The 21389-nt window shown below is 40.3% G+C and carries 19 protein-coding genes; 12 read left to right on the top strand and 7 right to left on the bottom strand.

Annotated features, from left to right (window positions below):
* Positions 1–9 precede the first annotated feature (9 nt).
* Entirely contained in the window at positions 10–1311 is a 1302-nt protein-coding gene (locus CVP05_RS05820) for a sodium ion-translocating decarboxylase subunit beta (protein ID WP_100288636.1), read from the top strand.
* Positions 1312–1402: 91 nt separating this feature from the next.
* A complete protein-coding gene (locus CVP05_RS05815) occupies positions 1403–2905 on the top strand; it encodes a helicase HerA-like C-terminal domain-containing protein (RefSeq protein ID WP_100288635.1) in 1503 nt (500 codons plus the stop codon).
* Between the two features lie 43 nt (positions 2906–2948).
* On the opposite strand, the gene rarD is transcribed toward CVP05_RS05815, so the two are convergent.
* Positions 2949–3827, bottom strand: coding sequence for an EamA family transporter RarD (rarD, locus tag CVP05_RS05810; protein ID WP_100288634.1), 879 nt, complete (start codon positions 3825–3827; stop codon positions 2949–2951).
* A gap of 52 nt (positions 3828–3879) precedes the next feature.
* On the bottom strand, positions 3880–4755 hold the full coding sequence (gene ilvY, locus CVP05_RS05805) for an HTH-type transcriptional activator IlvY (RefSeq protein ID WP_100288633.1): 876 nt from the start codon (positions 4753–4755) through the stop codon (positions 3880–3882).
* A 138-nt stretch (positions 4756–4893) separates the two neighbouring features.
* On the opposite strand from ilvY, the gene ilvC reads away from it, so the two are divergent.
* The 3 genes from ilvC to CVP05_RS05790 all read left to right on the top strand — a co-directional run bounded on the left by ilvC (position 4894) and on the right by CVP05_RS05790 (position 10257).
* Positions 4894–6369: a ketol-acid reductoisomerase gene (gene ilvC, locus CVP05_RS05800; protein ID WP_100288632.1), complete on the top strand. Its 1476-nt coding sequence runs from the start codon at positions 4894–4896 to the stop codon at positions 6367–6369.
* A 136-nt stretch (positions 6370–6505) separates the two neighbouring features.
* The gene (locus CVP05_RS05795) at positions 6506–8779 is read left to right on the top strand and encodes an autotransporter outer membrane beta-barrel domain-containing protein (protein ID WP_100288631.1); all 2274 of its coding nucleotides are present in this window, start codon (positions 6506–6508) and stop codon (positions 8777–8779) included.
* Between the two features lie 122 nt (positions 8780–8901).
* On the top strand, positions 8902–10257 hold the full coding sequence (locus CVP05_RS05790; protein ID WP_100288630.1) for an esterase-like activity of phytase family protein: 1356 nt from the start codon (positions 8902–8904) through the stop codon (positions 10255–10257).
* A 71-nt stretch (positions 10258–10328) separates the two neighbouring features.
* Here CVP05_RS05790 and CVP05_RS05785 read toward each other — a convergent pair whose 3' ends face one another.
* Together CVP05_RS05785 and CVP05_RS05780 are read right to left on the bottom strand one after the other, a co-directional pair.
* The gene (locus CVP05_RS05785; protein WP_207761353.1) at positions 10329–10811 is read right to left on the bottom strand and encodes a nuclear transport factor 2 family protein; all 483 of its coding nucleotides are present in this window, start codon (positions 10809–10811) and stop codon (positions 10329–10331) included.
* 23 nt (positions 10812–10834) lie between these two features.
* Positions 10835–11287: a nuclear transport factor 2 family protein gene (locus CVP05_RS05780; RefSeq protein WP_100288629.1), complete on the bottom strand. Its 453-nt coding sequence runs from the start codon at positions 11285–11287 to the stop codon at positions 10835–10837.
* A gap of 228 nt (positions 11288–11515) precedes the next feature.
* Here CVP05_RS05780 and ypfJ point away from each other — a divergent pair, with 228 nt between their 5' ends.
* The gene (ypfJ, locus tag CVP05_RS05775; RefSeq protein WP_100288628.1) at positions 11516–12355 is read left to right on the top strand and encodes a KPN_02809 family neutral zinc metallopeptidase; all 840 of its coding nucleotides are present in this window, start codon (positions 11516–11518) and stop codon (positions 12353–12355) included.
* A gap of 34 nt (positions 12356–12389) precedes the next feature.
* On the opposite strand, the gene corA is transcribed toward ypfJ, so the two are convergent.
* The 3 genes from corA to CVP05_RS05760 form a co-directional block, all read right to left on the bottom strand.
* Positions 12390–13334 (bottom strand): magnesium/cobalt transporter CorA, encoded by a 945-nt coding sequence (gene corA, locus CVP05_RS05770; RefSeq protein WP_100288627.1) that lies wholly within the window; start codon positions 13332–13334, stop codon positions 12390–12392.
* Between the two features lie 325 nt (positions 13335–13659).
* Positions 13660–14247, bottom strand: coding sequence for a peptidylprolyl isomerase (gene slyD, locus CVP05_RS05765; RefSeq protein ID WP_100288626.1), 588 nt, complete (start codon positions 14245–14247; stop codon positions 13660–13662).
* 59 nt (positions 14248–14306) lie between these two features.
* Positions 14307–15011: an SIMPL domain-containing protein gene (locus CVP05_RS05760; RefSeq protein WP_100288625.1), complete on the bottom strand. Its 705-nt coding sequence runs from the start codon at positions 15009–15011 to the stop codon at positions 14307–14309.
* Positions 15012–15267: 256 nt separating this feature from the next.
* On the opposite strand from CVP05_RS05760, the gene CVP05_RS05755 reads away from it, so the two are divergent.
* From CVP05_RS05755 to CVP05_RS05730, 6 genes are all read left to right on the top strand, one after another.
* Positions 15268–16284, top strand: coding sequence for a Fe(3+) ABC transporter substrate-binding protein (locus tag CVP05_RS05755; protein ID WP_100288624.1), 1017 nt, complete (start codon positions 15268–15270; stop codon positions 16282–16284).
* 66 nt (positions 16285–16350) lie between these two features.
* Positions 16351–18003 carry an ABC transporter permease gene (locus CVP05_RS05750; RefSeq protein ID WP_100288623.1) on the top strand — a complete coding sequence of 551 codons (1653 nt, stop codon included), beginning with the start codon at positions 16351–16353 and terminating at the stop codon, positions 18001–18003.
* A 6-nt stretch (positions 18004–18009) separates the two neighbouring features.
* Positions 18010–19053 (top strand): ABC transporter ATP-binding protein, encoded by a 1044-nt coding sequence (locus CVP05_RS05745; RefSeq protein ID WP_100288622.1) that lies wholly within the window; start codon positions 18010–18012, stop codon positions 19051–19053.
* Between the two features lie 90 nt (positions 19054–19143).
* Positions 19144–19599: a recombination regulator RecX gene (gene recX / locus CVP05_RS05740; RefSeq protein WP_100288651.1), complete on the top strand. Its 456-nt coding sequence runs from the start codon at positions 19144–19146 to the stop codon at positions 19597–19599.
* A gap of 150 nt (positions 19600–19749) precedes the next feature.
* A complete protein-coding gene (locus CVP05_RS05735; protein ID WP_243389212.1) occupies positions 19750–20040 on the top strand; it encodes an XRE family transcriptional regulator in 291 nt (96 codons plus the stop codon).
* Positions 20027–21289, top strand: coding sequence for a type II toxin-antitoxin system HipA family toxin (locus CVP05_RS05730; protein ID WP_100288620.1), 1263 nt, complete (start codon positions 20027–20029; stop codon positions 21287–21289). The genes CVP05_RS05735 and CVP05_RS05730 overlap by 14 nt, the downstream gene beginning before the upstream one ends.
* The last annotated feature ends 100 nt before the right edge of the window (positions 21290–21389 follow it).

The following is a 21389-nucleotide window of genomic DNA, read 5'->3' as shown; positions in this document are numbered from 1 at the left end:
GCGGTGAATATGGAAAGTATTCTAGCATTGCTTAAAGGGACTGGACTTATGCATCTACATTGGGGGCAAGCCCTAATGTTAGTGATTAGTTTGGTTTTGCTTTGGTTAGCCATCGTCAAAAAGTTTGAACCGTTATTGCTTTTGCCAATTGGCTTTGGTGGTCTTTTGGCTAATATTCCTGAAACAGGAATGGCTTTTACTGCGGTAGAAAATTTGTTACATAGCAATAATACTGAGCATCTTATGGTGTTTGCTAATGCTTTACAAGTTGAACCCCACTTTGAAGCAATGAAACAGGCAGTGGAAAATTTGTCGGTTTCCCAGCTAGCTAACGCGGAGTATTTGGCGCGGGATTTAGGCTATAGTAGTGGCGTATTAGCAACGTTTTATCAAGTAGCGATTGGCTCCGGCGCGGCACCTTTAATTATCTTTATGGGGGTCGGCGCCATGACTGACTTTGGTCCTTTATTGGCGAATCCTCGAACTTTATTACTTGGTGCAGCAGCGCAGTTTGGTATTTTTGCCACAGTATTAGGTGCGTTGTTCTTGAACTGGACAGGATTAATTGATTTCACTTTGCCACAAGCTGCGGCGATTGGGATTATTGGCGGAGCAGATGGACCTACGGCGATTTATCTGGCGAGTAAATTAGCGCCTGAGTTGCTTGGTGCAATTGCAGTTGCAGCCTATTCCTATATGGCATTAGTGCCGTTAATTCAACCGCCAATTATGCGTGCACTCACGACAGAGCAGGAACGGAAAATTAAGATGGTGCAACTACGTCATGTGAGTCAGCGCGAAAAAATATTATTTCCGGTGATTTTATTAATACTCGTGGCGTTGTTATTACCTGATGCTGCGCCATTACTGGGCATGTTTTGTTTTGGTAATCTGATGCGAGTAAGTGGCGTGGTTGAGCGGTTGAGTGATACGGCCCAAAATGCCTTAATTAATATTGTCACGATTTTCTTAGGGCTATCGGTGGGAGCAAAATTAGTTGCGGATAAATTCTTGCAACCACAAACCTTAGGCATTTTAGTGTTAGGGGTGATCGCATTTGGTATTGGCACAGCCAGTGGGGTATTGATGGCAAAATTAATGAATAAATTTAGCCAACATAAAATTAATCCGCTCATTGGTTCGGCAGGTGTGTCAGCTGTCCCTATGGCAGCACGTGTATCAAACAAATTAGGTTTAGAGGCTGATTCACAAAACTTTCTTCTTATGCATGCAATGGGACCAAACGTTGCTGGCGTAATTGGTTCTGCCATTGCAGCAGGGGTTATGTTGAAATATATTAGTGCTATGTAAGTTTTGATGTGGCAATTTCTTTTAAAGTGCGGTCAATTTTGATAAAATTTTTTTACAAATAGACCGCACTTTTTTTATTCAAGGATATCGTATGAGCCAATATTTCCTCGCCCAAACTCACCAAAGTCATGTACTGGGTATTACCGCAAAAATGGCGAATCGCCATGGCTTAATTGCTGGCGCAACAGGGACGGGGAAGACCGTTACTTTGCGTAAAATGGCAGAGGCGTTTAGTGATGATGGCGTGCCGGTATTTTTGGTGGATGTGAAAGGCGATTTATCAGGTTTGGTGCAAGCGGGCACATTGCAAGGCAAAATCGCCGAACGCATTGAACAATTTCAATTAGGTGGCGAAGCCTATCTTTCAGGTTATCCGGTGTCCTTTTGGGACGTTTTTGGAGAAACGGGTATTCCATTGCGTACAACCATTTCTGAAATGGGGCCTTTACTGTTATCTCGTCTATTAAATCTCAATGCCACACAAGAGGGATTATTGAATTTAGTTTTCCGTGTCGCAGATGATAAAGGCTTATTATTGATTGATTTGAAAGATTTGCGCGCGATGTTAAAGCATGTAGCAGAAAATGCCAAAACCTATCAAGTAGAATATGGTAATGTTTCAGCCGCTAGTGTAGGCGCTATTCAGCGCGCATTATTAACGCTTGAAAATGAAGGTGCGACAAATTTATTTGGAGAACCGGCGCTTAATTTGGAAGATTGGTTGCAAACCCGAGATGGGCGTGGCGTCATTAATGTTTTAAACTCAGAAAAGTTAATTAATTCTCCGAGAATGTATAGTGCCTTTTTGTTATGGTTAATGTCTGAGTTATTCGAACAATTACCTGAAGTCGGCGATCCGGATAAGCCTAAATTTGTGATGTTCTTTGATGAGGCGCATCTCATTTTTGATGGCGCGCCAGCTGTGCTTGTCGATAAAGTAGAACAGGTTGTACGCTTGATTCGTTCTAAAGGCGTAGGGATTTATTTTGTCACTCAGAATCCACTTGATTTGCCTGATACTGTTTTAGGGCAATTAGGGAATCGTGTGCAACATGCATTACGCGCATTTACACCACGCGATCAAAAAGCAGTAAAATCCGCAGCAGAAACGTTCAGAACTAATCCTAATGTGAATGTGGTTGAAGCGATTACCAGTTTAGGGGTGGGGGAAGCCCTTGTGTCTTTCTTAGATGAAAAAGGCATGCCGACGCCTGTGGAAATTGCCTATATCTATCCACCAAAAAGCCAATTAAAGCCTTTGAGCGCAGAACAACGTCAAGAATGGGTTCAAAATGATGAGCTTTACCCGGTTTATCGTGATTTTGTTGATAATGAATCTGCATTTGAATTGTTAGCACAACAAGCTAACCTTGAAGCGGTTGCGCAGAAACAAGCTGAACAGGCTCAGGCTGAAGAAGAGAATGGGTTTATGGGAAGCTTAAGCCGTATGATTTTTGGCAAAAAGAAACGTGGTGAACAATTAACCATGACTGAACAAGTTGTCAGCAGTGTGGCGAAATCCGTTGGACGTAATATTCGCAACCAAGTAACAAGACAAATTATGCGTAGCATTTTAGGTGCCTTGAAAAAATAAGGCTGATGTATTGAATCAGCATGGATAATGACGGGGGGTTAATTTATAGCCGGCGTCCCCGTCTTGTTTTATAAATCCCGTCCGCAATAATCAAAGTCATGGCAATACTTAAACAAATAAATAAAGGATAACTTTGTGAATCAATGGTTTCGCCAATCATAAAGGCGACGATTACCATCAAAATTGTTTCGGTATAGCCTAATAAACCCAGTAGATTCATCGGCAGCATGCTACTGGCTAATACATAAGTAATTAAGGCGGTTCCGCTGATTAGCCCTAATAAAGGGAGAAGATAATAAATATCCTCATTTATTTGGGAAATTGCAGGCATATCTACTTGCCAAGCAAAATAAATACACACTGGTAGCATGAGTAACATTTCAATACAGAAACTGGATAGATCGGAGATTTTAAAATGTTTTCTCAAGGAAAAATATAAGGTATAACCGATACAAACCACCAAACTTTCCCAAGATAAGCCACCTTTCAGGATAATGTTTGAAATCACCCCGAGACCAGCAATTAAGACCGCGATAAGCTTAATGGTCGAAATTTGTTCTTTAAATAAAACCCGTCCCGCAACAACCATCACCAAAGGCAACAAAAGATAACCAAAAGAGGCACTCAGGGCGCTACCATTATTCGGTGCCCACAAAAACAGCCACATTTGGAACCCCATTAAAAAGCTATTTAGCATGTAAATGAGGGCTAACCAAGGGCGTTGACGGATATTTTTAAGATGTTGAACAAAAATGTTTTTTTGTTTAAAGACAAAAATAGCGGCGATAACAAAGGGTATCGTAAGAATAATACGATAACCAAAAATGTCCTCCCCACTGAGTGGTTGTAACAACGTGGAAAAGTAATATAAATACCCGAATAAAATTGAAGCGCACAGTGAGCTTACAATCCCTTTTACCATACATCCCCCTCAAAAACTTGAGCATAGTGTACCGCACTTTTGGTGAGGGGTGTTATAACATTTGCCAAAAAGCTTGAATAAGAGGCTGATCGAGACGTTTTTTTTGTACACATACCCCAAGTTCTATAGGCGCAATCGGGGTTTCGAGATGTAAATAAGAGACTTGAGTATTCATTGGGCTATGTCGAATAACCACATCAGGTAACAAGGCTAAGCCACAGCCGAGAGCGACCATTGGCACTATTCCTTCATGGCCGGATACGGTTGCGTAGATTTGTGGGTGTTTAATTTTTTGATGGCGAAACCATTGATCAATACGTTGTCTAGCTGGGCCTTCGACAGGCAAAATAAACGGGATTTTTGACCAATCTATAGGGTTTTCTTGGAGTAATTGTGTTGAAACACAAGCCACTCGAGGCGCAATTAGTGATAAATTTAGATTATCAATCGGATGAAAATCTAATGTGTTTGGTATGTGCAAAGGACTTCCTGCAAGGGCTAAATCAGATTGCTCTGTTTCTATATGAGATACGGCGAGAGCAGGATCGCCGGTGGTCAGTTTAATTTCGACTTGGGGATAGCGGCGGCGAAATTTTTCGAGAATTTGCGGTAAATGGCTATAAGCGGCCGTCACTGAGCAAAATAAGCGTAATTCTCCACTCAATGTATGTTGTTCATCGAGTAATTCTTGTTTGAAATATGTCCATTGTTGCCACTGTTGTTGAGCAAAGCGCAGAAACTTTTCGCCTGTTTCCGTTAATAATACCTGTCGGTTATCTCGAAAGAATAAAGGGCGCCCCAATTCCTCTTCCATACGTTGAACCTGACGGGAAAGGGTGGAGGGAGACATATGATTTTGTACCGCGCTCTTACTGAAATTTTGGGACTGAGCAAGATGTAAGAACAGTTTTAGATCATTAAACTGCATAATGAATAACCTCATGATATAATGTTGCGTTTTTTGCAATACTTGGTTTTAATAATATCAATTTACGCAATACAAAAAAAGACTATAATGCTCATATTAAATAAACAAATGTCAACAGACCCTATTAGAGGATTAACAATGTCAAACTATTTCAATACACTTAATTTACGCCAACAGTTAGATCAGTTGGGACGCTGTCGTTTTATGGATCGTGCGGAATTTGCAGATGAAGCAAATTTCTTAAAAGGGAAAAAAATCGTTATCGTGGGTTGTGGCGCGCAAGGTCTCAATCAAGGTTTAAACATGCGTGATTCAGGTTTGGATGTGAGCTATGCTTTGCGTGCAGAAGCCATTGCGGAAAAGCGTGATTCTTTCAAACGTGGGACAGAAAATGGATTCGTTGTGGGAACCTATCAAGAGTTAATCCCAACAGCTGACTTAGTGATCAATTTAACGCCAGATAAACAACATTCAAAAGTGGTTGCAGATGTTATGCCATTAATGAAACAAGGTGCTGCTTTAGGTTATTCACATGGGTTAAATATTGTCGAAGTGGGTGAGCAAATCCGTAAAGATATTACTGTGGTGATGGTTGCGCCAAAATGTCCAGGTACTGAAGTGCGTGAAGAATACAAGCGCGGATTTGGGGTGCCAACATTAATCGCAGTACATCCTGAAAACGATCCTCAAGGGGAAGGTTTAGCCATTGCTAAAGCATGGGCGGCAGCAACTGGTGGTCATCGTGCTGGCGTATTAGAATCCTCTTTTGTAGCAGAAGTAAAATCAGATTTAATGGGTGAACAAACCATTTTATGCGGTATGTTACAAGCTGGTTCAATTGTATGTTATGACAAATTAGTGAAAGACGGAAAAGATCCAGCCTATGCAGGTAAATTAATCCAATTCGGTTGGGAGACCATCACTGAAGCCCTAAAACAAGGCGGTATTACTTTAATGATGGATCGTTTATCGAATTCGGCTAAATTACGAGCGTTTGAACTTTCTGAGCAAATCAAAGAAGAATTAGCGTTCTTATTTGAAAAACACATGGACGATATTATTAGCGGTGAATTTTCTCGTGTCATGATGGAAGACTGGGCAAATGGTGATAAAAACTTATTAGCATGGCGTGAAGCAACAGGGAAAACCGCTTTTGAAAACGCACCAAAATACGAAGGCAAAATTTCTGAACAAGAATATTTTGACAATGGTGTATTAATGGTCGCAATGGTGAAAGCTGGTGTAGAACTCGCCTTTGATACGATGGTTGCAAGTGGTATTTACGAGGAATCCGCATATTATGAGTCACTACATGAATTACCATTAATTGCAAATACTATTGCTCGTAAACGTTTATATGAAATGAACGTGGTGATTTCAGATACGGCAGAATATGGTAACTATTTATTCTCTAATGTTGCCACCCCGATTCTTGCGGAAAAAATTATCCCAACCTTACAAAAAGGTGATTTAGGTGAAGCAACGCCAACCGTTGAAATTGATAATATCGTTTTACGTGATGTAAACGATGCAATTCGTAATCACCCGATTGAATATATTGGGCAAGAGTTACGTGGTTATATGACAGATATGAAGCGTATTTCTTCAAATTAAAATGTAAAGCAAAAAAGACCGCCAAAGTGCGGTCTTTTTTATGATAAAAGTGCGGTACTTTTATGATTAGTTTTTATTTGTTCTCTTAATATATTAGCGTAAAATGACTATTAGTTTATTCGATTGGTAGAAATTTATGAAAGCATTTAAATTATCAGTATTATCAAGTGTCCTGTTTATCTCAGGGCTTTATTCGTCAGCAACTTATGCCATAGAATGTGCAAACGAAGGATTCCAAATAAATAATCAAGAACAAGCAAGTCTATCGGAGTGTAAATTTGAGCATTTAGAAGATCGTAATTTTGAATGGGATCAAGTTTCAAGGCAGCCTATTACGGTGACTAATAGTAATCTTGAGATAAATAAAAGTTCATTTGATTATAGATATTTATCATCTTCTATAATAGGTATGATTGCTGCAAATAATTCTACCTTAACGATTAAAGAGAGTGATTTTTATGCCTATACCCCGCCTAAGGGGTATATTTTAGGATTGATAGATTCTTCTGCGATTGTCTTAAACAGTAAATTTCGAGCTTTGCCAGAAGTCAGTCTTTTTTATCTTGAAAATGGTAAGTTAGAGGTAAAAAACAGTACGTTATTACAAAGTTCTTATGTAAGCGGTATGGATTTTGGAGGCTTATTTTCGGTGTTAACTGACAAGCCTTCAACGATTCATGTTTATGATTCTAATAGCGATGTAAACAGGATTCTAAAACTGTCATCTTCACAAAATGCCCAAGCACATAAAACAATCCTGAATATACATAATAGTACATTGATTTCTCAAGCGCTTATGCAAGATGATTGGCATTCTAAAAATCTTGATGTGCATTTTGTTTTAAATAATTCAACACTAAAAGGATACACGAATATTGACACAACTAATTCTAGAGGTGAGCCGATTCCTAGAGTTATGTTAGATATGTCACTGAATAATTCAACATGGATTGTGCCTTATTATCGTTATACTGATAATTTAGTCGATCACTTAATGATGGATAAAGGAACGGTTCAACTTCTATCGGAAAATGGGCAACTCCAAGTGTTTCGTATTTATGGTGATCTTTCTGGCACAGGTACATTTATTCTAAATACCGATCTCGCAAACCAACAATCCGATAAAATAGTCGTATTGGGCAAAGATTCAGGGGATTTTGGGTTAACTATCAAGGATTCAGGTAATGAACCTAATGCCGCGAATGGTAAGGTGACATTGGTTGAAACTCAAACAGGGCAGGCGCAATTTAGCTTACTTAATCGTGACTATGTTGATGCAGGGGCTTATCGTTATCGTTTAGTGAAAGAGGGAACAAATTGGTTATTATCTAACCGAGAGGGGGAACGCTCACAGCCAGTGCCAGTGACAGAGGAAGAAAAACCAAGTACCCCAACAGATACTGTAGTAGAGCCTGTAACGCCGCCCATAGTGGACAACACACCGGCTACCCCAATAACACCAGCTACCCCAATAACACCAGCTACCCCAACCACCCCGACAGGGCCAGCTACAGCGCCAACACAAGCGGATAGCGGCCAAGTGGTGCTGAGTGAAAAATCTAATGCTTTAGTGGGATTACGCCAAGCACAGCTCTTATTGACACAAGGGGATTTATCGGGTTTACACCAACGTTTAGGCGAGTTAAAAACGGGTGAAAAAGGGAATGTTTGGGTACGTAATGTGAATTCTCGCAATAAATTGACCGCTCTTTCTACTGCGCATAATAGCCAAGCTTCAGGTTTTGACCAAGATATACATATCTTACAAGTTGGTGCCGATAAAGCAGTGAGCGACAATGTCCGCGTGGGTGCTTTTGTAAGCAATGGACGTTCAGATGTCGATTTTAAAGGTGAATATGGCTCAGGCAAAGTAAAAGGCCTTTCCGCAGGGATATATGGCACGTATTTAGGCAATAACGGTTTTTATTGGGATAACATAGCGAAGTATACCCGTTTAAATAGCAAATCAAGTAGCACAGGGGAACGTAAATATCATGGCTATAGTCTCTCAAGTGAAATCGGTCGAATTCATCATTTAGGTTCAGGCTGGACAATCACTCCACAGGTGCAATTTGCTTGGACAGGGTTATCTAGTAAAAGCGATGAAGAGCGTTTAAATGCTTATACGGGTCGTGTCGGTGTACGTGTGGCGAAAGGCATTGACTTTACCGGTTGGCAGTTACAACCTTATGCAGAAGTGAATTTAGCCAAAACCTATACTAATACCAATTATGTCCATGTTAACCAATATGCGTTTGAAGTAGCAGAAACTGGTAGCCGAGTAGAAAGCGTGTTAGGGGTGAATGCCAATATGGGGCAACATCGTCTAGGTTTAGAAGGTGCGGTGACCAGTGGCAGTAAGTTAGATCAGCCTTATAAAATACAGCTAGTTTATCGTTATAGTTGGTAAGTTAGACCTCTTCCAAAGTGCGGTTAAATCTGACCGCACTTTGTATTGCTGTCATTAAATTGTCATTTTTCCTTTCTATAATATCGTCAGTTTCTTCAATAAACTTTATAAAGGAAAAATTCATGATAGCGAAAAAGCAACTAAAACTGACCGCTCTTTATTTATCTCTCTCCTTGCCGCTATATGCAATGGCGACTGAACATACTGCGACCCTTGCAGGACATGCCATTTTACCCGCTCAATCTTTTATTCCTGCCCCTAAAGATGCACCACAAGTCTTGCAGCATGCAGGGAAGTTTACAACGAGTGAGCGTGTTGAAAAGTTAGGTAGTGTAGAGGGGACGTCAGATAAGCGTCCAACAGGGGTTGCTTTGCCTTTTAACGGACAGCCACTTCAAGGACATTCCGGTATAAAGAAAATGTCTGATGGGAGCTATTGGTTATTAACCGATAATGGCGCAGGTAGCAAAGCCAACTCCCCAGATTTTATGCTATATCTCTCCCGTTATAATATTGATTTTAACAACCATAAATTTGAACCTTTAGAAACGATTTTTTTACATGATCCTGATAAAAAAGTGCCATTTTATATTGTTCATGAATCTACTGAGCAGCGCTATTTAACCGGTGCAGATTTTGATCCGGAAAGTTTCCAAATTATTGATGATAATATTTGGATTGGGGAAGAATTTGGACCCTATTTAATTCAAACTGATCTCAAAGGCAAAGTGTTAAATGTGTTTCAGACAGAGGTAGACGGTAAAGTGGTTCATTCACCTGATCATTATCGCCTAAAAACCCAAGCTACCCCAACAGAGAAAATTTCCTTTGAAGTTAAGCGTTCTAAGGGATTTGAGGGCATGGCAGCTTCAATTGATGGAAGTAAATTATATCCTTTACTCGAAGGGCCGTTATGGGATAACACCGCCAATCATTATGAAAATAACAATAACCAAGAGTATTTGCGTATCTTAGAATTTGATATTGCAGATAAAAAATGGACGGGGCATTTTTGGCAATATCCGTTGGAAAAAAATGGCAATGCCATTGGTGATTTCAATATGATTGATGAAAATCGGGCATTGGTTATTGAGCGTGATAATGGTGAAGGTGTGCGTGAATATGCTTGCCAAGATAAATCTGCGGATTCAACAACTTGTTTTAGTAACTTACCTGAGTTTAAGCGAGTTTATCTGATTAAATTTGATCGTAGTAATGTTGGACAAAGCGTAGAAAAATTGGGTTATATTGATTTATTAAATATCCAAGACCCGAATAAAATCGCGCAAAAGCCACTCAGTGAAGGAGTGTTTAAGTTTCCATTCTTCACGATTGAAAATGTGGATCTTGTTGATGATAAACACATTATTGTAGGGAACGACAATAATTTACCTTATTCAAGTAGTCGCGAACCGAACAAAGCTGATGATAACGAATTGATTTTATTGAATGTGGAATCGCTACTTCAATTAAAGTAACAAGATAAGGTTTGATGTTGATATAAGCGGAGATTTGCAAGCTATTTTGCAGCTCCGCTTATTTTTCTTGATTAGAACATTGAGCGTCCGCTCACTGTTTTCTCTGGTACCGCTTGGATAACATCCCAGTGTTCCACAATTTTCCCATCATTATCCAAACGGAAAATGTCAACAACAGCTTCACCGCGATCGTTATCGTCCAGTTTACTATGTACATGCACCATTACTAAATCGCCATCAGCCATAACGCGTTTGATTTCTGCGCGAGATTGTGGGTGTTCTTTTAAAAATGGCGCAAATGCGTCCACAAAAGCTTGTCCACCATCGGCTACGGTTGGATTATGTTGTAAGTATTCTTTGCCGATATAAAGATCGGTGGCTTCTTGTACTTTATGCTGATTAAACGTCATCTCATAAAATGCTAAAACATTTGCTTTATTGCGCTCTAATTGTGCTTGACTAACCTGTGTTTGAGTTGGCTCAGCAGATGTTGTTGCTTGAACAGATGTTGCAAGTGATAGGCCCAGCATTAGGGCTAGAAGTGTTTTTTTCATTGTGTTTCCTTTTAATTAATAGATTAATACATCGTATTGTTATTCGCACTTTTTTCAGGGATAGCCTGGATAACATCCCAATGTTCAACAATTTTTCCGTCTTTGATTCGATAAATATCGACGAGGACTCGCCCGCGATCTTGTGGGTTTTTCTTAGCTAAAGCATGTAACCACACTAAGTCACCTTCAACCGCAGTCCGAAGGATTTGATTGCTGCGCTCCGGCTCTTGTTGAAAGCGTTGAGCAAGGCTCTCAATTAATATATCACGTCCATCAGGTAAACTAGGATTATGTTGAATATAGGTTTCACCAATATATTTGCTGACAGCATCAATATTTTTATTGATAAACACATCTTGATAGAAGCCTATAGCTACTTTGCGATTAGCTTCTTCTAATTGACTTTTAGATGTGGTACTGCAGGCGGCTAATAGACTCGCCAGTAGTGTCGTTGCTAGTATGGTTTTGAATTTCATTGTATGTTTCCTCAGTGGTAAAACTATGAGCAGTATAATGATAAACAGAGTAAAAAAGAAGCATAAAAAATGAGAACTTTATTTTCATAAATGAAAACAAATGACGTGATTTAGCAGAATTTTTCCCACCTCTATTTTAGTCGCTGCATGGTACTAGAAATTTTCTGCTTTTTAACCGCACTTTCAGTATAATGAATATGAATGTTGTAATTGATTAAAGGAAATATTATGCGTTGGCAAGGTCGTCGAGAAAGTTCAAATGTTGAAGATCGTCGTAATGCAGGTCGTCGTGGCGGCGGGAAAAAAACGACAGGGATTTTAGGTTTTATTATTTTGTTAGTCGGTGCTTATTATGGTGTCGATTTATCTGGCATTGTCGGAACGCCGAGTTTTGGTGGAGGACAAATGTCCAGTTCATCATTAAGTGAAAGCGAAGAAGAATCACTGAATAAATTATCCCGTGTTGTTTTAGCGGATACAGAGTCAACTTGGGAAAACTATTTTAAGCGCAATGGTCAACATTATGCCCCACCAACAATGGTGTTATATTATGGCGCAACGCCTACAGCTTGTGGCACAGGGCAGTCAGCCATGGGGCCTTTTTATTGTCCAAATGATCGAAAAGTATATTTGGATTTATCTTTTTATAGCGATATGAAGCATAAACTTGGCGCAGCGGGTGATACCGCATTTGCTTATGTGATTGCCCATGAAGTTGGTCATCATGTACAAAATTTGCTGGGGGTGTTAGGGCAGGTAAATCGTGCGCAACAACAGGCCGGCACAAAAGATGCGAATCGTTTATCTGTGCAACTAGAATTGCAAGCTGACTGTTTTGCGGGCGTTTGGGCGTATCAAGCAGCAAAACAAGGTTGGTTTGAAACAGGCGATTTAGAAGAAGCATTTAATGCGGCAGAAGCCGTAGGTGATGATCGTTTACAAAAACGTAGTCAAGGTTATGTTGTGCCGGATAGCTTCACACATGGTACATCTGCACAGCGTTTAACTTGGTTTAAACGAGGCTTACAAACCGGTGATCCAGCACAATGTAATAGCTTTTCAGGTTAGTGCTAAATAAAGGGAAATGGTTCGCTATTTCCCTTTATAGCCAGCCTTTACGTTTAAAATAAAGATAAGGCGTAAGCGCCGCACAAATCATTAAACAAATCGCCATCGGATAACCATATTTGAAACGTAATTCCGGCATAAATTCAAAGTTCATACCATACATGGAAGCAATTAAGGTCGCTGGCAAGAACATAACGGACACGACAGAGAAGAACTTCATAATTCTATTCTGCTCAATATTAATATAACCCATTGCTGCTTGCATAAGAAAATCCACTTTTTGAAAGAGAGATTCGTTATGGGGTTGTAATGATTCAATATCGCGTAGAATATCGCGTGCTTGTTCAAGCTGGCTGGCAGGTAAACGTGTTTTACGTACCAAAAAACTTAACGCGCGTTGTGTATCCATCAAGCATAAACGCACTTTTGAACTCGCATCTTCTTGCTCGGTTAATGTTGCTAATGCCGAATCGAAAGCTTCCCCTTGTTTCCCTTTTAAAATCACGCGGCTGAGTTTTTCTAAATCAGCATAAATGGTTTCGATAACGTCGGCTAATTGCTCAATTTTAGTTTCAAATAAGTCTAATAGTAATTCATAGGCATTACATTCTATTAGCCGTTGATTGCGTGAACGCATACGATATAAACGAAAAGCAGGAAGTTCTCTGTCGCGTAAAGTAAATAAACGCCCGTCCCGTAAAGTAAAGGCAACCGTTGCAATATCGGCATAATTTTCTTCGTCTTCACAATAGAAGAAAGAATGTAAATGTAAACCGTCCTCGTCTTCAAAAAAACGCGCGGAAGCTTCAATATCTTCTAATTCTAAATAGGAGGCTAGGTTTTGTCCTAAAGCCTCTTGTAACACTTCTCGATCACTGGCAGTAGGCTCAAGCAGATCTAGCCAAATGGCGGTATTGAGATGTTCGTCTGCTTCAATACGCGCTAAGCGAGCTTCTTCTAAGGCAAAGGCATTTATCATTTTTTCATACTCCCTAAAGGGTTTATGAACAACGCAATGAACAAAATTCAAAATAACAGCATAAAGTGCGGTCGATTTTCTGTTATTTTTTAAAAAGATGCCGAAAAATGTGTGCGGATAAGGGATTATCAGCGATAACTATCGCCAATAATAAGACATGAGGCGATAGGTTAAAACGTTAATCGGTATCGACTATGACTGTCCAAAGTGTGTGTCCTCATGTTACTAAATCGGGGCGAATGTTACGCTTGAAATATTGATTAGTCAAGGTTTTCATTAAAATTAAGAGCGAGTTTTCTCGCTCTTAATGGATAGGGGATTGGGATTAATGTTGATGACCGCAGCCACAACCGCCATGACTATGGTCATGCTCGTGTTCGTGGTGGTGGCTACCACATCCGCAGCCATGTCCATCATCATGTCCGTGTCCACCACAACAGCCACCGCCGGCTTGATGGATATGACCATGTGCGATTTCTTCCGCTGTTGCTTCACGTGTGGCAACAACTTCAACATTAAATAAGAGTTCTTGACCCGCTAACATGTGGTTGCCATCTACAACAACATCATCAGCGCTAACTTCTGTGATCACAACGGGCAATGGGCCAACATCCGTATCCGCAATAAAGCGCATACCGACTTCTAATTCATCAACGCCCATAAAGACATCTTTTGGTACACGTTGTACTAAGTTTTCATTGTATTCACCATAAGCTTCTTCGGGCTTAACACGAACTTCGAATTTATCTCCGACAGATTTACCTTCTAGGGCATTTTCTAGGCCAATGACGAGATTTTTATGTCCTTGTAAATATTCTAGTGGCTGATTTACTGGGGCTTCATCAACTAAAACCCCATCTTCTGTGCGTACTTGGTAAGCAATACTAACAACTACATTTTTTGCGATTTTCATCTTATACTCCGTTTCTGTTTATCTACGCTTTTTAAGCTGACTGCATTGTAGCGGAAAGATTAGTTATCTTGCAAACGAATACGTGCATCAATTCGTAATTTTACGGTGCCTTTTCCGGCTTCTAGCTCCATGCCACTACTCTTTTCTAATGCGCGACTTTCAGCCATGGCAGCATACATACGTGGATAAGGAGATTGTTGGTTCGTGTTGTTTATATTGAGATCGATAATTTGATAACCTTTGGCGTTGAGGTTGGTTTTAATCAGTTCTGCTTTTTGTTTAAATTTGGTCAGCACATCCGCTAACATTTCGTCTTCAACATTTTTTAGGGCTTGTGGCGATAATAGGGCATTTACACTATAAATCGTTAATTTATCACCAATTTTTCCCATTAATGAAGATAACGCCGCAGAGTCTTGGCTTTCTAGCACAATTTCGCCGCGATCTACCCAACCATTTTGTTTTCCGTTATTACCATAGCGCACTTGCGTGCTGCGACTGCGAGTTTCTACACGAACAGCACTTTCTGATTTCGCGAGTGCTAATGCTTCATTGAGTTTTTTGGTAATACGTTGATTTAATGCGTGTAAGTCGGTGCCTTCCTCTTGAACATACATCACGACCTGCATGAGATCACGCACAATTTCTTTTTCCACTTCTGTGCTAAATGTGATTTCATTTGTGGGTTGGGGTGGTGGAAGCTCGTTCGCCGATGCGGTAAGAGGTAAAAGAAAAAGAGGGAGAAGTAAACGATTGAATTTCATGATTTTTTCCTTTATAGGTTAATGGATATTAAGGTGTGGTATTACTTATTAGGCAATATGAGTATGAAATAGTTCAATTTCAATTGTGGAGGCAGCTTGTTTTGGTCAGTGTGATAGAGCGTGATCGGTATCACAGATTTGATGATTTGCTCATAAATAATAATAATTCTCATTGACTAAATTTTTATTGTTTTTAAAATTAAAGCGTATTTTGAAAGTTGTTCATTTCGCCCCCTAAATTGAAAAGGAAACATCAATGAAAAAAATATTACCCACCTTAACGCTCGCCTTGCTCAGCACGATAACTACATCGGCATTTGCGGCGAATGATGTGAATGTTTATTCTTATCGTCAGGCTTATTTGATTGAACCCATTTTAAAAGACTTTGAAAAAGATACCGGCATTAAAGTCAATTTTATTTTTGCAGATAAGGGCTTGGTAGATCGTGTAAAACGCGAAGGGGAATTGAGCCCAGCAGATGTATTGCTCACGGTTGATATTAGTCGCGTGATGGAGATTGTGAATGCGGGTTTATCACAAGCTGTACAAAGCGAAGTTTTGGAGAAAAATATTCCTGCACAATATCGAGATTCAGCAGATCAGTGGTTTGGTTTAACCACGCGGGCACGTGCGATTTATACTGCTAAAGATCGTGTTGGAAAATTGCCTGCGGATTTTAGCTACTATGATTTGGCTAAACCAGAGCTAAAAGGTAAAGTGTGCGTGCGTTCCGGCAAAAATGCTTATAACGTGTCTTTAATTGCTTCTATGATAGCGCATGATGGTGAAGCTAAGGCAAAAGCGTTTTTAGAAGGATTAAAGGCGAATTTAGCTCAAAAGCCAAAAGGCGGAGATCGTGATCAAGTAAAAGCCATTAAAGAAGGTGTATGCGACTATGCTTTAGGAAATAGCTATTATTTCGGCAAAATGCTTGAAGATGATAAGCAGCGTGAATGGGCAGAGGCAGTCTATATTAACTTCCCAAATCAAAATACAACGGGAACACATATCAATATTAGTGGTGCTGCAATTGCTAAATATGCGCCAAATAAGGCGAATGCAATTAAATTATTAGAATATTTAAGCAGTGATAAAGCACAAGGTTATTATGCTGAGCTGAATCATGAATATCCGGTAAAAGCCGATATTGCACCATCTCAAATCGTGCAATCTTGGGGCGAGTTTAAGGCTGATGATATTGCATTGGAAAAAGTCGCTGAAAACTACGAGAAAGCCTTGAAATTAATTGATGAAGTGAAGTTCGATCTTTAATTGTTGGCTGTTATTGGGAAAGGGACACGAGTTGTCCCTTGTTGTCTTTTTAATGTAACGAATTTTATGATATTTCACCGCAAAACTTTTTGGTTTTTCACCGCACTTTGTATTACGTTATTTTTTATTTTGCCTATTTTGGCGATATTTTATCAATCATGGCAGGTGGATTGGCGTAATATTCAGCATTTATGGCATACCGTTCTGACGGATTATGCTATCAATTCTTTGTTATTGGTGCTTGGTACGGTGATATTAAGCTTGGTATTTGCTGTACCTGCGGCATGGATTGTGTCTAATTATCAGTTTACTGGGCAACGTATTTTGCAGTGGCTTCTATGTTTACCACTGGCTATGCCGGCCTATTTAGTCGGATATTTATACACTGATATGTTGGATTATTCCGGTGATTTTCAAATTTGGCTACGTCAGCTGTTTGGTTGGCAAAGTCGATCAGATTATTGGTTTCCAGAAATTCGTTCGTTAGGGGGCGCTTGTTTCGTACTGGCTTTGGTCCTTTACCCTTATATTTTTTTATTATTGCGCGTTGCTTTATTAGAACAACCTGAAAATCTCAATCAAAGTGGAAAAATGCTTGGCGCGACATCATGGCGTTTATTATATAAGGTGACTTTTCCATTAGCTCGTCCGGCTATTGCCATTGGTGCGACACTGGTGGCAATGGAAACGTTAGGGGATTTTGGTACAGTTTCTTATTTTGCTGTACCGACATTGACAACCGCAGTATATGATACTTGGCTTGGTTATGGCGATTTAGGGGCGGCCAGCCAAATTGCTTTACTCATGTTAGCGATGATTTTTACATTGTTATGGTTAGAAAATTATAGTCGCCGTAAACAAAAAATTTATCAACGTGGTTACGAAAAACATCAACGCCTCAAACCCCTTGTCGGTGTGAAGTGTTATGGCGCTCAATGTTATTGCTGGGGGCTGGTTAGCATAGCGTTTTTTCTCCCTCTTGCTAAGTTGCTCTATTGGTCGGTGGGCTATTTCGCTTTAGGCCGTTTAACAAGATTTTTTGAGTATGCGCTACATAGTTTATCGGTGTCTATTCTTGCTTCCGTTGTGTGTGTCCTACTGGCGTTAATTTTACATTTTTATGCTCGGCTTAGCTTGCAACAATCGCCGATGAAACAACGGTGGGCAAAAGGTTTTTTAGGTTTTTCTTCTCTTGGTTATGCTGTGCCAGGCACTGTATTAGCGATTGGTATTTTAATTGTTTACACGCAGGCGGATCATCAATTACATTCCCTGTTAAAAGGGTTGGGATTGCCTCCTGTCGGGTTAATTTTTTCAGGTACCATGTTCGCCTTAGTCGTTGCTTACACCATTCGTTTTTCCGCGATGGCGATTGGCAGTATCGAAACCTCCTTTAATAAAATCTCACCCTCATTAGATATGGCCAGTTGCACGCTAGGTTATAATAATCTAAAGATGTTTAGAAAGGTGCATTTGCCTCTTTTATCTAAAGGCATTTTGACGGCGTTAATGATGGTATTTATTGAAAGTATGAAAGAGTTGAATGCCTCATTGTTATTACGTCCGTTTAATTTTGATACCCTTGCTACGCATGTATTTAATTTTACCTCTGATGAGCAATTAGAATTGGCAGCATTACCGGCCGTTACTTTAGTTTTAGTGGGGCTGTTTCCGGTCATTTTATTGACACGCTCCCTTGTTGTGAGTAAAAAAGCATAATCATTTATGAAAACATTAAAAATTCAATCTCTTAGCAGTTATTATGGCGCACATACTGTCTTGGATAATCTGAATCTTGAGCTGCATAATAATGATATTTTATGTCTCTTGGGGGCCAGTGGTTGTGGCAAAACGACCTTGCTTAAAGTGATCGCAGGTTTGCAGCCGATGACACAAGGGAGCATTTTATTTAATCAAGAAGATGTGAGTCAGCTCGCGGTAGAACAGCGTAATATCGGCCTTATTTTCCAAGATTACGCATTATTTCCGCATTTGAGCGTGAGAGACAATATTGGTTTTGGTTTACATGAAAAAAGTGCGGTAGAAAAACAAAAAATTATTGAAAAAATGACCGCACTTGTTCAACTTAACGGGTTACTTGAACGTTATCCCCATGAGTTATCAGGCGGACAGCAACAACGAGTAGCTATTGCTCGAGCTCTTGCTTGTGAGCCGAAATTGTTGTTATTAGATGAGCCTTTTTCTAATATTGATAGTCAAGTGCGTTATGCGATGATGACAGAAATTAAAGAGATCTTAAAACAGCAGAATATTCCTGCTATTTTTGTGACACATAGTAAAGAAGAAGCCTTTGTATTTGCGGATCAACTAGCCATTATGGAAAAGGGTAAGATTGTGCAGATCGGTGAGGCGAGCGCATTGTATCGGCAACCGATTAATCCTTTTGTCGCAGAATTTTTAGGGGGCACAAATTATCTTGCTTGTCATATCAATGAACAAAACCAATTAGTATCAATATTGGGAGAACATGAGTTTACCCAGACGATGACCTTGTCTAATGGAAACCAGGCCCCCAAAATGACGGCATTACGTTGGTTATTAAGACCGCAGCACATTCAATTGCATATAGATCTAGCCGGTAGTGCAAGGATTTTAGGACGGCAATTTCTCGGGCAGTTATATCAATATCGTATACAGATTGGCGAGAGTGTGTTGCTGGTACAAAGCGTGGAGGAATATGAGGTCGGGCTAGCGGTGCGTTTGAGCTTTCAGTGTAAGCAGCCCGTACTGTTTGAGTCTGCCGAATAAGGCAAGGGTTTTGCTTTATACTTTTTTGCCATCAGGTACAATAGAGAAAAAATCAGATTAAGAGATGTATGGATTCTTATGGAAAGAAAAGTGTCATCTTTAGCCCTCAGTTATGTACTCAATCTTCTGTCTCGTCGCGAGTACAGCGAGTATGAAATCCGTTGTAAGATGCAAGAAAAGGCATTTGAGGAAGAAGATATTCAGACAGTCCTGGCATATTGTCAGCAAAAAAACTGGCAGAGCGATAAACGTTTTTGCGAAAATTACATTCATAGCCGTAGCCAGCGTGGTTATGGACTTATACGAATAAAACAAGAGCTGCGCCAATTAAAAGGTGTGGAAAGCGCAGTGATTGATGAAGTATTAGACGAAGTCGACATTGATTGGTATGCCCTTGCGTTGAAGGTATTAGGTCGGAAATTTCCTGATTTCGCGGAAAAGCAAGATCTTAAAAATAAGCAAAAAATCTGGCGTTACATGTTATCTCATGGGTTTCGCCAAGATGAATTTGCTGATTACATAGAATGTGGAGAGATATTTGAGTAATAATGTCGTAATGTCTATACCGCATAACAGCGCAAATTGATTACCTATCAGGGGCAGGTAGATATTTATATTTTGGATATGATAATATCCCAAAATGTAAAAATATGCTAAAATTGGATATAATGATATCTAAATGATGATAAGCAACACATGATGAATTTAACCCTAATTGACGACCATGACGTCAAGCAAGCTTTTGCGTCGTATTTATGGCAGAAGCGCAAATCCGCCAAACTTTCTCGCCAAGCGCTTTCTGATATATCAGGCGTGCCAGCACCCACGATTAAAAAATTTGAGACCACCGGCGAGATTTCCTTGCGCCAGTTTTTAAAGCTGTGGCTAAGCCTTGATGATTTAAAAAGGCTTTATAATTTAACCAAACCCAATATGGATAAGCCCGCCCCAAGAAGCATTGATGAGGTGTTAAATGAGCGCTTTTGAGCCGATTTGCAAATTGACGGTGTATCGCCGATTGTCTGATGGTAATAAGGTGCTGGCTGGGCAGTTGGCGCAAAACCAGCAGGGAGTGTATTTTGCCTATGATTCTGATTATGTCAGCAGATTTGGCAATTTATCCCCCTTTGATTTGACCGATACCTTAGCGCCACAACTGGCGACAAGTACCGCATTTTCAGGGCTGCATGGGGTCTTTGCCGACAGTTTGCCCGATGGCTGGGGTCTTATGCTGCAAGACAGATATTTTCGCACTCAAGGGATTTTGCCTCACCGTATCACGCCGATGGACAGACTTGCTTTTGTGGGCGAGCGAGGTATTGGCGCATTAGCATTTGAACCTGTTATGTCCCAGCCAAATACAGAAGATAGCCTAGATCTTGCAGAGCTTGGTAAGCAGGCGCAGGCGGTATTTGATGGGGAGATTGATGAGCTGCTAAAATCACTGCTCTTGACAGGCAGTTCAGGCGGTGCAAGGCCTAAGGCGCAGATTTTTATGAATGGCGTGGACAGTCGAACGTGCCGCACTAGCCCTAAAGTGGATGATGAGGCGTGGATTGTGAAGTTTACTTCCAAAAATCTACCGCTCGGGCATGAAGAGGGGCTGTGCGAGGCTGCGTATTTGATGATGGCGGCTAAGGCAGGGCTGCAGCCTGTTACTCATCAGCTGATTCATACTGATGATAGCCATTGGCTTGCGCTTAAGCGTTTTGATTATACCAACTGGCAAGGTCGCTATCATGTGCATAGTGTCGCTGGGCTTTTAGGCTTGGATTTTCGTCTGCCCGCGCTGGATTATGTAGATTTTATTAAGCTGAGCCGTCTGCTGTGTAAATCTTCAGAAGTGGGGAAATTGCAATTTAGACGAGCGGTTTTTAATTTATTGACGCTTAATCAAGACGACCACAGTAAAAATTTCTCCTTTATTCAAGATGATGCGGGGAACTGGCAGCCTAGCCCTTGTTATGATATTACTTTTAGCCCAACCCGATTTGGCGAGCATTCTACAGCGTTTGCTGGCTTTGGTAAGCAAGTACCCAAAAAAGCAATAGAGCAACTGGCGACACAAGCAGGATACGACAGCTGGGCACAGGCTCGGGCGGATATTGAGCAGGTTGTAAGCGCAATTGATTTTGGGGCGGTGTCTAGCCAGCTTGGCATTCATAAACAAACTGCACAGATGATACAACGTGAGATAAATCGTGTTTATCAGGTGCATAAGGCGTGGTTAGGGTAGGTGGCTTTGTCAATGTTGAGGCGGTACTAGATTAGCGTAAATACTAATTAGAATAGGTTAAGGGGAGTAGGGTTATCTAAGATAACCCTCTAATTATGTT

It is taken from the genome of Conservatibacter flavescens, from assembly GCF_002795425.1.
Lineage (GTDB): Bacteria > Pseudomonadota > Gammaproteobacteria > Enterobacterales > Pasteurellaceae > Conservatibacter > Conservatibacter flavescens.
Note: the sequence above shows the minus strand (reverse complement) of the source record. Positions and strands in the feature narration are given on the sequence as shown.

Coding starts and splice junctions, on each gene's coding strand:
- CVP05_RS05790 (WP_100288630.1), top strand. CDS start 8,902: ATGATAGCGAAAAAGCAACTAAAACTGACCGCTCTTTATTTATCTCTC.
- slyD (WP_100288626.1), bottom strand. CDS start 14,247: ATGAAAATCGCAAAAAATGTAGTTGTTAGTATTGCTTACCAAGTACGC.
- CVP05_RS05755 (WP_100288624.1), top strand. CDS start 15,268: ATGAAAAAAATATTACCCACCTTAACGCTCGCCTTGCTCAGCACGATA.
- rarD (WP_100288634.1), bottom strand. CDS start 3,827: ATGGTAAAAGGGATTGTAAGCTCACTGTGCGCTTCAATTTTATTCGGG.
- CVP05_RS05785 (WP_207761353.1), bottom strand. CDS start 10,811: ATGAAAAAAACACTTCTAGCCCTAATGCTGGGCCTATCACTTGCAACA.
- ypfJ (WP_100288628.1), top strand. CDS start 11,516: ATGCGTTGGCAAGGTCGTCGAGAAAGTTCAAATGTTGAAGATCGTCGT.
- CVP05_RS05795 (WP_100288631.1), top strand. CDS start 6,506: ATGAAAGCATTTAAATTATCAGTATTATCAAGTGTCCTGTTTATCTCA.
- CVP05_RS05730 (WP_100288620.1), top strand. CDS start 20,027: ATGAGCGCTTTTGAGCCGATTTGCAAATTGACGGTGTATCGCCGATTG.
- corA (WP_100288627.1), bottom strand. CDS start 13,334: ATGATAAATGCCTTTGCCTTAGAAGAAGCTCGCTTAGCGCGTATTGAA.
- CVP05_RS05820 (WP_100288636.1), top strand. CDS start 10: ATGGAAAGTATTCTAGCATTGCTTAAAGGGACTGGACTTATGCATCTA.
- CVP05_RS05760 (WP_100288625.1), bottom strand. CDS start 15,011: ATGAAATTCAATCGTTTACTTCTCCCTCTTTTTCTTTTACCTCTTACC.
- CVP05_RS05750 (WP_100288623.1), top strand. CDS start 16,351: ATGATATTTCACCGCAAAACTTTTTGGTTTTTCACCGCACTTTGTATT.
- CVP05_RS05745 (WP_100288622.1), top strand. CDS start 18,010: ATGAAAACATTAAAAATTCAATCTCTTAGCAGTTATTATGGCGCACAT.
- ilvC (WP_100288632.1), top strand. CDS start 4,894: ATGTCAAACTATTTCAATACACTTAATTTACGCCAACAGTTAGATCAG.
- CVP05_RS05815 (WP_100288635.1), top strand. CDS start 1,403: ATGAGCCAATATTTCCTCGCCCAAACTCACCAAAGTCATGTACTGGGT.
- ilvY (WP_100288633.1), bottom strand. CDS start 4,755: ATGCAGTTTAATGATCTAAAACTGTTCTTACATCTTGCTCAGTCCCAA.
- CVP05_RS05780 (WP_100288629.1), bottom strand. CDS start 11,287: ATGAAATTCAAAACCATACTAGCAACGACACTACTGGCGAGTCTATTA.
- CVP05_RS05735 (WP_243389212.1), top strand. CDS start 19,750: ATGATGAATTTAACCCTAATTGACGACCATGACGTCAAGCAAGCTTTT.